Source organism: Stenotrophomonas sp. 1278, assembly GCF_029892765.1.
GTDB classification, from domain to species: domain Bacteria; phylum Pseudomonadota; class Gammaproteobacteria; order Xanthomonadales; family Xanthomonadaceae; genus Stenotrophomonas; species Stenotrophomonas indicatrix.
On the sequence record NZ_JARXWD010000003.1, the window covers coordinates 137,996 to 150,716 of the forward strand.

General features: G+C 66.5%; 6 protein-coding genes. 4 read left to right on the forward strand and 2 right to left on the reverse strand.

Annotated elements, in window-relative coordinates:
* The first annotated feature begins 35 nt into the window (after positions 1-35).
* On the forward strand, positions 36-1,649 hold the full coding sequence (locus M2299_RS04620; protein WP_154879587.1) for an alpha-glucosidase family protein: 1,614 nt from the start codon (positions 36-38) through the stop codon (positions 1,647-1,649).
* Positions 1,650-1,954: 305 nt separating this feature from the next.
* Here M2299_RS04620 and M2299_RS04625 read toward each other — a convergent pair whose 3' ends face one another.
* Both M2299_RS04625 and M2299_RS04630 read right to left on the reverse strand, forming a co-directional pair.
* Positions 1,955-4,714 (reverse strand): TonB-dependent receptor, encoded by a 2,760-nt coding sequence (locus M2299_RS04625; protein WP_099844225.1) that lies wholly within the window; start codon positions 4,712-4,714, stop codon positions 1,955-1,957.
* Between the two features lie 254 nt (positions 4,715-4,968).
* Positions 4,969-7,020 carry a glycoside hydrolase family 97 protein gene (locus tag M2299_RS04630; RefSeq protein WP_280883956.1) on the reverse strand — a complete coding sequence of 684 codons (2,052 nt, stop codon included), beginning with the start codon at positions 7,018-7,020 and terminating at the stop codon, positions 4,969-4,971.
* Positions 7,021-7,256: 236 nt separating this feature from the next.
* On the opposite strand from M2299_RS04630, the gene M2299_RS04635 reads away from it, so the two are divergent.
* The 3 genes from M2299_RS04635 to M2299_RS04645 are packed head-to-tail and all read left to right on the forward strand — an operon-like array spanning position 7,257 to position 12,645.
* Positions 7,257-9,446 carry a Six-hairpin glycosidase-like protein gene (locus M2299_RS04635; RefSeq protein ID WP_280883957.1) on the forward strand — a complete coding sequence of 730 codons (2,190 nt, stop codon included), beginning with the start codon at positions 7,257-7,259 and terminating at the stop codon, positions 9,444-9,446.
* The gene (locus tag M2299_RS04640; protein WP_280883958.1) at positions 9,443-10,930 is read left to right on the forward strand and encodes an MFS transporter; all 1,488 of its coding nucleotides are present in this window, start codon (positions 9,443-9,445) and stop codon (positions 10,928-10,930) included. Before M2299_RS04635 ends, M2299_RS04640 begins: the two co-directional genes overlap by 4 nt.
* Positions 10,930-12,645 carry an alpha-amylase family glycosyl hydrolase gene (locus M2299_RS04645; RefSeq protein ID WP_099783156.1) on the forward strand — a complete coding sequence of 572 codons (1,716 nt, stop codon included), beginning with the start codon at positions 10,930-10,932 and terminating at the stop codon, positions 12,643-12,645. The genes M2299_RS04640 and M2299_RS04645 overlap by 1 nt, the downstream gene beginning before the upstream one ends.
* The last annotated feature ends 76 nt before the right edge of the window (positions 12,646-12,721 follow it).

Here is a 12,721-nt window from a genome sequence, read left to right on the forward strand (position 1 = left end):
CCAGCGGGTCCCGCATGCCCGGAGGGGGGCTGTCGATGTCGCACTATCCATGGTGGCGCGGAGCCGTCATCTACCAGATCTACCCGCGCAGTTTCCTCGACGCCAACGGCGACGGGGTAGGCGACCTGCCCGGCATCATCCAGCGCCTGGACCATATCGCCGCGCTGGGCGTGGATGCGATCTGGATCTCGCCGTTCTTCCGATCGCCGATGGCCGATTTCGGCTATGACATCGCCGACTACCGCGATGTCGATCCGCTGTTCGGCAGCCTGGACGACTTCGACCGGCTGCTGGCCAAGGCCCACGGCCTGGGCCTGAAGGTGATGATCGACCAGGTGCTCAGCCACACCTCGATCGAGCACGCCTGGTTCCGCGAGAGCCGCCAGGACCGCAGCAACCCGAAGGCGGACTGGTATGTATGGGTGGATCCGCGCGAAGACGGCACGCCCCCCAACAACTGGCTGTCGCTGTTCGGCGGCGGTGCCTGGCAGTGGGAGCCGCGCCGCGAGCAGTACTACCTGCACAACTTCCTGGTGGACCAGCCGGACCTGAATTTCCACCACCCGGAGGTGCAGCAGGCGACCCTGGACAACGTGCGCTTCTGGCTGGACCGGGGTGTGGATGGCTTCCGCCTGGATGCGATCAACTTCTGCTTCCATGACGCGCAGCTGCGCGACAACCCGCCCAAGCCGGCCGACAAGCGCGTCGGCCGCGGCTTCAGCGCGGACAACCCGTACGCCTACCAGTACCACTATTACAACAACACCCAGCCGGAGAACCTGCCGTTCCTGGAGCAGCTGCGCGCCCTGCTGGACGAGTACCCGGGGGCGGTGAGCCTGGGCGAGATCTCCTCGGAGGATTCGCTGGCGACCACCGCCGAATACACCCAGGATGGCCGCCTGCACATGGGCTACAGCTTCGAGCTGCTGGTCAACGATTACAGCGCGGCCTACATCCGCGACACCGTTTCGCGCCTGGAAGCGGCGATGACCGAAGGCTGGCCGTGCTGGGCGGTGTCCAACCACGATGTGGAGCGGGCGGTCAGCCGCTGGGGTGGCCATCCGGCCGACCCTCGCCTGGCGCGGATGCTGGTGGCGCTGCTGTGTTCACTGCGTGGTTCGGTCTGCCTGTACCAGGGCGAGGAACTGGGCCTGGCCGAGGCCGAAGTGCCGTTCGAGGCGCTGCAGGACCCGTATGGGATCACCTTCTGGCCCAACTTCAAGGGGCGCGACGGCTGCCGCACGCCGCTGCCGTGGATCGACGCGCCGCTGGCCGGCTTCACCACCGGCAAGCCGTGGCTGCCGATCCCGGCCGAGCACCAGGCGGCGGCCGTGGCGGTGCAGGCGCAGGATCCGCATTCGGTGCTGTCGGCCTTCCGCAGCTTCCTGGCCTGGCGCCGTACCCAGCCGGCCCTGCTGCACGGTGACATCCGGTTCCTGGACAGTGCCGAGCCAGTGCTGCTGTTCGAGCGTATGCTTGCAGATGAAACTCTCCTGCTGGCCTTCAACCTGTCGGCCGAAGCGGTGAGCCATCCGCTGCCGGCGGGCAACTGGCAGCAGGTGGCTGTGCCGGGCCCGGATGCGGGGACGGTGCAGGGCAATGAACTGCAGCTGCCGCCGCGTGCGGTGTATTGCGCACGACGCAGCTGACCGATTTCTCCGGTGGCGGTACTTGCGGGGACGGGGCCGAAGCGCCCCGTCCCTTTTTTGTGGGCGCGGTTCCGGTGCAGGACATCCACGCAGGGCGTGGATCTAGCAGGGGGGTGCCGAATGGATGCCCGGCACGCATCGATTGCGATGCGGCGGGGGAGAACCACGGCATGCGTGGATGGGGCCGTACCGATCACGCTTCACTGGCCATCGCGTTGTGCGCACAAAGGAAAACCCGCTGCCTGCGCAGCGGGTTTCCGGTCCTGTTCCCTGTGTCCTGTCGCCGGGCATGGCCCGGCGCTACCTCAGAACTTGTAGTTCACGCCCAGCATGTAGGTGCGGCCCCACTCGATGTACTCCAGCGGGCGATCCTTGGTGCCGGCGTAGGTGCGGTACGGCTCGTTGGTCAGGTTGCTTCCCTGCAGCAGCAGGGTCAGCCCACGCAGGCTGCTGCTGTCGCTGAAGGTGTAGCTGACCTGCGCATCGGTCACGTTCTCGCCCACGACATAGCGCAGGGTGCGGTTGCCGTTGAAGTTGCCGATCTCGCCGATGAAGTCCGAACGGCGGCGCTGGCTCACGCGTGCTTCAAAGCCACTACGCTCGTAGTAGGCAGTGAAGTTGTACACGCGCTTGGACAGGCCGGGCAGGCTGATCGGGTCGGTGCCCACGCTGGACGCGCTTTCCGGATCCAGGATCTGGATGTCGCTCTTGTTGAAGGTCGCGCTGGCCTGCACGCCGAAGCCACGCAGGCTGTCGGTCAGCATTTCCAGCGGGAACGACGCGGTCAGCTCCAGGCCCTTCAGGGTGCCGCCCTTGCCATTCACCGGAGTCGAGAACGTGCCGGTGGGCAGCACCGGCACCACCATGCCCGGCGGCGGCACATAGTCGCCCAGCAGGCCGGTGAAGTCGTAGTTGTCCACCGACTGGGTGTAGACGTAGCTCTTCAGGTCCTTGTAGAAGATCGCGGCGGCCACGTAGGCCTTCTCGCCGAAGTACTTCTCATAGGACAGGTCCAGTGCGGTGGCGCGCCACGGGTCCAGCAACGGGTTGCCGCCACTGCCGCCGGGGCGACCGGTACCGGTATCCACGCCGAACTCCAGGCCCGCGCGCATCTGGTCCACGCGCGGGCGCGCGACCTGCTTGGCTGCGGCAAAACGCAGGGTCTGCTCATGCGGGAACATGAAGGCCAGGTTCAAGCTGGGCAGCCAGTCGTTGTACTTGCGGCCGTCCGAGTAGGGCTGGATGTTGTTGCCGGCCGCCTGCGAGCTGTCCCAGTAGCGCGAGTCCGAGCTCTGGTCGGTGTGCTGCATCTGCACGCCGATATTGCCGCGTACGCCCACCACGCCGATGTCGGTGTTGATGTTCAGGCGCGCCCAGGCGGTGGTGATCTTTTCCTGCACCGTCCACGACTTGGGAATCAGGTAGTCCAGGTTGTCGACCGGATTGAAGGTCATGTAGCGACCGACCGCGCCAGGCACGTTCCAGGCCGGGATGGTGCCCAGGCCGGCGAAGCCGAGGTTGACCGGGCGGTACTGCAGATCCGATGCGATGTTGGCATCGCCCTGCGCGCCCAGCAGGATGTTGCCTTCGGACTGGGTCTTCACCTTGCGGCGGTCGGCATAGTTCACGCCGATATCCAGATCCGGTGCCCACGACGCCATTGCTTCGGGCAGGGCGATGGTCGCGGCCAGCTTGCCACCCTTCAGGCGGTCTTCCACCTTCGGCACCTTGCCGTAACCAGAACCGTAGATGGTGTTGGTCAGGAACAGCGCGTCCGGGTTGGAGTAGTCCAGGCCCGGGCTGATCTGCGAGAAGCCATCCTGGCGGAACTGCACACCGACCGTATCCAGCTGCGGCATCGGGGTCAGCTGCAGGTTGTTTTCCAGGTTCAGTTCGTCGCGGGTGGCCTTGGAATAGTTCAGGTCAGCGACCAGCTTGACGCTGCCGAAGGTGAACTCGTTGTTCCAGCCGAACGCATCGATCTTGTCCTTGCGCTTGTTGTACATGCCGCGCACCAGCGGGTACACGCCACTGGCGGTGCCACCGGTGAAGGTGCCATTGGCGTTGACCTGCGGGTTGCTGACCAGCAGGCCCGGGGTGTAGTTGCCGTTGTAGTTGCTGAGGTTGAGCTCGAACTGGTTGGCGGTGTCGATCTGCTCTGCTTCGGTGTGGAACGCGTCGAAGGTGCTGGTCCAGCTGTTGTTCGGCCGGAACTGGATCGTGGCCATCACACCGTCGCGCTTGTTGTTGCCGGTGCGGCGCAGCGCCTTGATGCCGTCGGTGAAGTAGGTGCCAGCGGCAACACCGGGGCGGTTGCCGTTGGTGGTGTGCTCGGTGGTCCACGGCTCGTACAGGCCCACCTGGTTTTCCTGGATCGGCATGTCGCTGTGCGCGTAGCCGATGGCGATGCCGAGGGTCTTGTCCAGGAACTGGTCGATGTAGCTGGCGCTGAAGCGGTTGCCGTACGGGTCGGTGTCGGCGGCGCGGCCCAACGAGCTCTTCTGGTAGCGGCCGCTGACGGCGATGACGCGGTCGGGGAAGCTGAGCGGACGTGCGGTCTGCATGTCGATGGTGCCCGACAGGCCCTGGCCGACCAGCGCTGCATCGGGGGTCTTGTACACGGTCACGCCGTTGACCAGCTCGGACGGATACTGGTCGAACTCGACGCCGCGGTTGTCGCCGGTGCTGACCACTTCACGCCCGTTGAGCAGGGTGGTGGCGAAATCCGGCGACAGGCCGCGCACGCTGATCACCTGCGCACGACCGGCCACACGCTGTGCGGCAAGGCCAGGCAGGCGCGAGATAGATTCGGCGATGCTGACGTCGGGCAGCTTGCCGATGTCCTCGGCGGAGATGGCTTCGACCACCGAGGTGGCGTCCTGCTTGGTGGCGATGGCGCTTTCGATGCCGCGACGGATGCCGGTGACCTGCACGGTGTCCAGGTTGGTGGCGGCGGTGCCGGTTGGCGGGGTTGCCGTGCTCTGCGTGGACTGCGCTGCTGCCAGCGATGGCGTCAGTACGACGGCCAACGCGATGCTCAGCGCACTGCGCTTGTGGTTCAACATTTTCCCCTCCCAGGCAATGTTGTAGTGCGATTCGTGGTCGTCCCGATGGTGTCGAGGACGTGCGACGCGGTGGCCGCTGTCGTCGCCGCTATGGTAGGCAGCGCGTTCTTCGTGGGAATCACCCTGCATACGTATTCAATGGCGTTTGCAGGGTTGTAATCGCTTCCAGATCATCATTCCGGTAGTGCCGGCCACTGGCCGGCAACCATCCACGTCGCAACGATGCCGGCCAGCGGCCGGCACTACCTGCGCATTCACAGCGGGGTGAAGCGGATGGCCTGTCCGCCGCCCGGCGCCAGCACCAGGGTGAGTGAATCGGTGCTGCTGACCACGCGTGTTTCGCGCTTGAAGGCGAAGGGATTGCTGCGGAAATCCGCGCCATCGCCATCGCGGTAGACCTCGGCGCGGTAGCGCACGCCCGGCTCCAGGAAACCCAGCGACACCGGCAGCACGCGGCCGTTCTCGTCGGTGATGCTGCCCAGGAACCAGTCACGGCTGTTGCGGTCGCGGCGTACGATCGTCACGTAGTCGCCGACCTCGCCATCGAGCACGCGGCTCTGCTCCCAGTCCACCGCCACGTCCTCGATGAAGCGGAACGCTTCGCGGTGCTGCAGGTAGTGCTCGGGCAGGTCGGCAGCCATCTGGATCGGGCTGTACAGCACCACATACAGGGCCAGCTGGCGGGCCAGCGTGCTGGGAATGGCCTGGCCGTGGCGGCCCTTCAGGCTGAGGATGCCGGGCGTGTAATCCATCGGCCCGGCCAGCATGCGGGTGAACACCAGGTTGACCTCATGCTCGGGCGGGTTCGGTGGCTGGCCCCAGGCGTTGTATTCCATGCCACGTGCGCCTTCACGGGAAATCCAGTTCGGGTAGGTGCGGCGCAGGCCGGTGTCCTTGATCGGCTCGTGCGGGTTCACCGACAGGTGCCGACGGGCGGCTTCCTGCACCACCTTCAGGTGATGGCGGGCCATGAACTGCCCGTCGTGCCACTCGCGCCACAGCGGGCCGCCGGCCGGATTGCGGCGATCAACCTGGCCGTCGTCGCAGACGTAGCCGGTCTTGAACTGGTCCACGCCCAGCCGCGCATACAGATCCAGCGCAGCACCCAGCTGGTCTTCGTAGTGTTCGATCGCGCAGCCGGTTTCATGGTGGCCGACCAGGTGCACGCCCTTCTTCAGCCCGTACGCCGACAATGATTCGATGCCGAAATCCGGCGTGGCGCGGGTGAAGTCGAAGTCGTAACCGTTGCCGACCCAGTTGCCGTCCCAGCCTGGATTCCAGCCCTCCACCAGCACACCACGGAAGCCGTGCGCGGCGGCGAAATCGATCACCTTCCGCGTCTTTGCGGTGGTGGCCGCATGCTTCGGTCCGGTGGCCCAGCTCTCTTCATCCAGGTGCATCGACCACCACACGCCCAGATACTTGGCCGGTTTCACCCAGCTCACATCGCCCAGCGCATTGGGCTCGTTGAGGTTGAGGATCAGGTCGGACTCGACCAGGCCGCCGGCACGGTCGGCGATCTGCAGGGTGCGCCATGGCGTGGCGAAGGGCAGGGCGCGGCGCACCTTCCAGCCTTCGGCCGCAGGCGAAAGCTGGGCGCGCAGGCGCTGGCCCTCGGTGCGGCGCAGCCACATGCCCGCGTAGTCGACCAGTGCCGCCTCATGGATGGCCACGTGCAGGCCGTCGTGGCTGCGCAGGGTCATCGGCGTGTGCACCAGCGGCACTTCGCGCAGCGGGGTGCGCTGGTACAGGTATTCGTAATGGATCGGCTCGCCCGCAGGTATCCACCATGCGGTGGACTCCGGCGCGATGGCGAACTCGGTCAGCTCGTCATCGATGATCGCTTCGCGCAGGTTCGGTTGCTCGGGGAATACGTAACGGAAGCCCAGGCCGTCGTCGTAGACGCGGAACACCAGGTCCAGCCGGCGCTTGCTGCCGGTGCTTTCGGCCAGGTGCACGGTCAGTTCGTTGAAGTGGTTGCGGGTGAGCCGGCGCTCGCCCCAGGGCTGTTCCCAGCTGTCATCGACACTGCGCCGTTCCTGCGCCAGCAGGCTGAAGTCGCGGTCGAGGCGACCATCGCGCAGTTCAAAACCCAGCTTCGAATCGGCCACCACGGTCTGGCCGAGGCGCTCGACGCGGTAGCGCGCGGTACCGCCGTCCAGCACCAGGCTGACCTTCAGCACCTTGTCCGGTGATTCGACGCTGGCGATCTGCGGTGCCGCCTGTGCCAGCGTGGCCCATCCCAGCAGGGCCAGGCCGAAAGCGTGCGCGAACACTGCGCGTACCGTTGTGGGTGACGTCGGCATTTCCCCTCCCAAGGCGCCGTTGACAGACCCGGACCATAAGCCAGCCCGGCAGGCCTGCCGGTACTGCACGCCATGAATACGTATGCAGCTGGACGCAGTCGACAGCCCCGCGTCTACCATGGGGCCAGGGCACCTTGAGGGAGGTGCCGCGCCCGCACGCCGGCAACGGCAGTGCGGACCCACAACGGTGCAGAGAGGGAGGGAGGTCGACGGGCGCAAGCCGGTCTGCCGCTTCGATGCTGAAGATCATTTGCCTGACCGCTGCCCTGGGGGCAGCGCTGGGGACGACCGCGCACGCGGCCGACCTGACATTCGACGGCCGCCAGGCGCGCGCCGAATCCGCTGCCAAGGGCAGCTTCGTGCTGCATGCACCGAAGGGTGAGGTGCGCATCGCCGCCGCGCCCATGCGCAGCCAGACCGGCAGCGTGATGTTCGATGCGCTGTTCGCGCTGGCCCAGCAGGAAATGGACCAGGACCGGGTGGATGCCATCCGCGATCCGGCCTTCGACGAAGGCCGTCCGGTACCGTGCGAGTGCTTCCAGACCGGCGCGCGCTGGCCGTATGTGTGGACGCGTGACGTCAGCTTTGCAGCCGATCTGGCGCTGGCGAAGCTGGACCCGAAGCGCACCCGTCAGTCGCTGCAGTTCAAGTTGTCGGCTGCGCGCGACGGGCATACGCCCGGCCTGTTCGTGGCGCAGGACACCGGCTCCGGTGGCAGCTGGCCGATCAGCAGCGACCGCGTGGTGTGGTTCCTCGCTGCCCGACACCTGCTGGATGATCCTGCGTTTGCCGAGCAGGTCTGGCAGGCCCTGCAGCGCACATTGGCGCAGGACCGGGCGATGGTCTTCGACCCGCAGATGGGCCTGTATCGCGGCGAGACCTCGTTCCTTGACTGGCGCGAGCAGACCTATCCGGACTGGACGCGCGAGGACGTGCGCTTCATCGGTGATTCCTACGCGCTGTCCACCAACGTGCTGCATTACCAGGCGCTGCGCCTGGCGCAGCAGATGGCCGCGCAGCTGGGCGACGAGCGCAGCGAGCAGTACAGGGCCTGGGCCGATGCACTGGCGGTGCAGATCGACGCGCGCTTCTGGCGCGAAGACATGGGCCAGTACATGAGCTACATCGGCGAGGCGGCGCACCCGGTGCCGTACGCCAAGATCGATCTGCTCGGCCTGTCGCTGGGCATCCTCGCCGACGTGCTGCCCACTGAACGTGCGCGTCGTGCGCTGGCGGGCTATCCGATGGGCGCTGCCGGCAGCCCGGTGGTGTGGCCGCAGGAAGCGCAGCAGCCGATCTACCACAACCGTGCGATCTGGCCGTTCGTCAGCGCGTACTCGCTGCGCGCGGCGCGCAAGGTGGACGATGCGCCGCGCATCGCTGCCGAGATCCGCTCGCTGATGCAAGGGGCGGCGCTGGCAGGTTCCAACATGGAGAACTACGAGCTGGTCAGCCAGGCCGTGCACGTGGACGAAGGTGCGTTGAGCGGGCCGGTGGTCAACTCCGAGCGCCAGCTGTGGTCGGTGGCCGGCTATCTGTCGATGGTCACCGAAGGCGTGTTCGGCGTGCAGGACGACGGTCGCGTGCAGCCCAAGCTGCCGGCCGAGCTGGTGCCGGAGCTGTTCGGAAAGCAGAAGCGGATCAGTCTGGAGGCGGGCGGCAAGCGCTATGTGCTGGAGCGCCCGAAGCAGGTGGGCGCTGGCTTGTTGATCGCGGGAAAAACGCGTACGCGCGGCACCACGACCACCGTGCAGCTGGTCGCTGCGCCGGCAGCCGTGAGCCGTGATGTGCCGCGTGCCGATGCCAATGCACGGGCACCGGCCACGCCGCTGGCACCGCAGGCAAAGCGCAGTGGCAAGGGCTGGTCGGTCGCGGTGGCTGCCGGCCAGGTCCTCTGGCAGGACGGTGTCGCGGCCACGGCCAGCAAGGGCCAGGTGCGCGTCGGCGATGATGGCCTGCAGCACTGCCTGAGCCTGACCCGGCGTGAAGGTGCGCTGGAATCCCTGCACAGCCCGATGGTCTGCGTCGGCCCGCAGCAGGTGCTGCGGGGCAGCCGGCAATGGCAGTTCAATGCAGCCAGGGCGGGCCACGTGCGCCTGCGCCTGCAGTACAGCAACCCGAACGGCCCGATCAACACCGGTGTGACCGCGGCGGTGAAGCAGCTGGCCGTGCAGTGCAAGGGCCCTCCGCAGCGGCACACGGTAACGCTGCCGCACAGCGCGGCGGCGCAGGACTCGACCGCGGCAACCTTGGCGGTACCCAAAGGCCGCTGCACGGTGACGCTGGAAGAGGGTTTCAACATGAGCGCGCTGCAGCACTTCGCGCATTACACCGGCGGCAAGGGTGGTCGTGATGGCGTGCTGAACCAGGCCCAGGTGCAGGCGCTGAAGATTGCGCCGGTGGCGGCAGCAGAGGACGCACGATGAGCCGTCCTGCAAAGCCGCAGTTGTCGTTCTGGCAGATCTGGAACATGTGCTTTGGCTTCCTTGGCATCCAGTTCGGCTTTGCCCTGCAGAACGCCAACGCCAGCCGCATCTTCGAAACGCTGGGTGCGGACATGGACGCGGTGCCCGGACTGTGGATCGCCGCACCGCTGACCGGCCTGCTGGTGCAGCCGGTGATCGGCTACCTGTCCGACCGAACGTGGACACGCTGGGGGCGGCGCCGCCCGTTCTTCATGATCGGCGCGGTGCTGACCACGCTGGCCCTGCTGGTGATGCCGAACTCGCCGACGCTGTGGATCGCGGCCGGCACGCTGTGGGTGCTGGACGCCTCGATCAATGTGTCGATGGAGCCGTTCCGCGCTTTCGTTGGCGACCAGCTGGCACCGCGGCAGCGCCCGGCGGGCTATGCCATGCAGAGCTTCTTCATCGGCGTCGGCGCGATCGTTGCCAGCTTCCTGCCTTTCATCCTGGCCCACTTCGGCGTTGCCAACACGGCAGCGGCGGGCGAGGTACCCGATACCGTGCGCTATGCGTTCTACTTCGGCGCGGTGGTGCTGCTGGCGGCGATCACCTGGACGGTGGTCAGCACCCGTGAGTATTCGCCCGACGAGCTGGCCAGCTTCGATGATGCCGAACCACCGGCGCATCACGCCGGGACCGCGGTCACCGGGCCCGCGCCGTGGACGCAGGTTGCGCTGTGGCTCGGTCTCGGCGCGTTGCTGGCGGTACTGATCGCGTGGCGCCACGGCGACAAGATGCTGTACGTGCTGGCCGGCCTGTGCGCGGGTTACGGCGCGCTGCTGGCGGCGGCGCGGGTACTACCGGGCACACACATGCTGGCCGCCATCGTCGGCGACCTGCGCGCGATGCCGATCACCATGCGCCGGCTGGCCTGGGTGCAGTTCTTTTCCTGGTTCGCCCTGTTCGCGATGTGGATCTTCACCACGCGCGCAGTAGCCGGCATGCATTTCGGCTCCACCGATGTCGAATCGGCGGCCTACAACGAAGGTGCCAACTGGGTGGGCGTGCTGTTCGGTGCCTACAACGGTTTCGCCGCATTGGCCGCGCTGCTGATCCCGCCGATGGTGCGGGCGATCGGCCTGCGCTGGAGCCACCTGGTCAACCTGTGGCTGGGTGGGGCAGGGCTGATCTCGATGATGTTCATTGACGATCCGCAGTGGCTGCTGCTGTCGATGGTCGGCGTCGGCTTTGCCTGGGCCTCGATCCTGTCGCTGCCCTATGCGCTGCTGTCGGACAGCGTCCCGGCAGCGAAGATGGGCGTGTACATGGGCATCTTCAATTTCTTCATCGTGATCCCGCAGCTGGTCGCGGCCAGCGCGCTCGGTTTCGCCCTGCGCGCATGGCTGGGGGGCCAGCCGATGCATGTCCTGGTGCTGGGTGGCTGCAGTCTGTTGATTGCCGGTCTGTGCGTGTTGCGGGTTCCGTCCCGTCCGGAGGTGGTGTGATGCGTGGTGCCCTGTCTGCTGCTGTATCCCTTGTGCTGTTCGCTGGCCATGCTTCGGCTGCGCCACGCCCGGCCTATGTTGGTACCACCGAGCCGTTCGCCAGTGACGCGGTGTACTTCGTGGTCACCGACCGCTTCGTCAACGGCGATCCGTCCAACGACCATCGCGACCAGGGCGGCAAGCACCGTACCTTCGATATTCCTGTGCCATGCCCGGACAAGGTGGACGGCAACATCGGCTATCTCGGTGGCGATTTCCGTGGTGTGCTCGACAATGCCGACTACATCCGCAACCTCGGTTTCGGCGCGGTGTGGATCACCCCCATCGTCGACAACCCGGACGAAGCCTTCACCGGCAGCAAGCCGATCAGCTGTACCAGCACCCTGACCGACCGTGGCAAGACCGGCTATCACGGCTACTGGGGCATCAACTTCTACACGCTGGACGAGCACCTGCCGAGCAGGGACCTGGATTTTGCCGGGTTGACCAAGGGCCTGCACGGCGCCGGCCTGAAGGTGGTGCTGGACATCGTCGGCAACCATGGATCGCCGGCCTGGACCATGCCCAAGCGGCAGCCGCAGTTCGGCCAGATCTTCGACAAGGACGGCAGGCTGATTGCCGACCACCAGAACCTGCCGCCACAGAAGCTGGACCCGAAACACAATCCGCTGCACGCGTTCTACAACAACATCGGTCCGGTCGACAGCAAGGACGGCTCAATCTTCGATGGCAACCTGGCCGAGCTGAGCGACTTCAACCAGGCCAACCCGGCAGTGATGGACTACCTGGTGGGGGCGTACCTGCAGTGGACCGCGCAGGGCGTGGATGCGCTGCGCATCGATACCATCGGCTGGCTGCCGCATCCGTGGTGGCACGAGTTCGTCAACCGCATCCGCGCGCAGCATCCGGGCATGTTCATGTTCGGCGAAGCGTTCGACTACAACGCCGCCAGCATCGCCGAACACACCTGGCCGGCCAACGCCAATGTCAGCGTGCTCGACTTCCCGCTGCGCGGCGCGCTGGAGCAGGCCTTCGGCAGCGCCGGCAAGGGCTTTGAAACGCTGGCTGAGCCGCTGCACCTGACCGGTGGCCCGTACGCCAACCCGTACGAGCTGATGAGTTTCTACGACAACCACGACATGCCGCGCCTGCAGGCCAGCGACAGCGGCTTCATCGACGCGCACAACTGGTTGTTCACCGCGCGCGGCATTCCGGTGGTCTATTACGGATCGGAAACCGGCTTCATGCGCGGCCGTGCGGAGCACGCCGGCAACCGTGCCTACTTCGGCCAGCCGCGGGTGGATGCAGCCCCGCAGAGCCCGATCTTCGCCCCGCTGCAGCGCATCGCCAAGCTGCGCGAGAGTACGCCGGCGTTGCAGCGCGGCCTGCAGGTGAACGAACGTCTGCAGGGCGATGAAGCGGTGTTCTTCCGTGTGCTGCAGCATGGCGACGTGGCGCAGACCGCGCTGGTGCTGCTGAACAAGGGCGATGCCACGAAGACCTTCAGCGTGGACCGCTACCTGCAGCCCGGCCTCTGGCGCGACGCGCTGGACGGTGGCCAGGTGACGGTGAAGGGCAGCCTGAAGGCGGAGGTGCCGGCGCACGGGGTGAAGGTGTTTGTGCTGGATGCGGACGTGCAGCAGCCGGCCCTGCAGGCCGAACTGGACAAGGCCATGGCAGACCAGCTGGCGCGCGACCAGCGACTGAAGCGCTGACCGCGCAGTGACCAGCGGAAACGGTAGTGCCGGCCGCTGGCCGGCAGCCTCTTCGTCGTTGGACCCAGTGCAGTTG